Origin of the sequence: Parasutterella secunda, assembly GCF_023336895.1 — a bacterium.
In the GTDB taxonomy this organism is placed as follows: Bacteria; Pseudomonadota; Gammaproteobacteria; order Burkholderiales; family Burkholderiaceae_F; genus Aphodousia; species Aphodousia faecalis.
In genome coordinates this window covers 1-230 of the sequence record NZ_JAMBLT010000042.1, presented here as the reverse complement: position 1 = coordinate 230, position 230 = coordinate 1, and the positions used below count along the sequence as shown (strand labels likewise).

The 230-nt window shown below is 43.9% G+C and carries 1 protein-coding gene; it reads left to right on the top strand.

The window, feature by feature from the left end; translation table 11 throughout:
- Positions 1-230 (top strand): transposase (locus M3080_RS09225; RefSeq protein ID WP_249092827.1); only part of this gene is annotated, 230 nt, incomplete at both ends.

The window sequence follows — 230 nt, the reverse complement described above, 5'->3', positions numbered from 1 at the left end:
TGTTATTCGTAAGGCTGACGGTTGGTATGTCTCTATTCAAACGGAATATGAAAAAGAAGTTCCCGTACACAAAGGCAATGAAGTTGGAATGGATATGGGAGTGGCGTGGTTTTGCACGCTCTCGGACGGAACACAGATTGCGCCTTGCAACGCGCTGAAAAAACATTTGAAGAAATTGGCTCAAATGCAAAGAGCACTATCCCGAAAGGAGAAATTCAGCAGTAATTGGA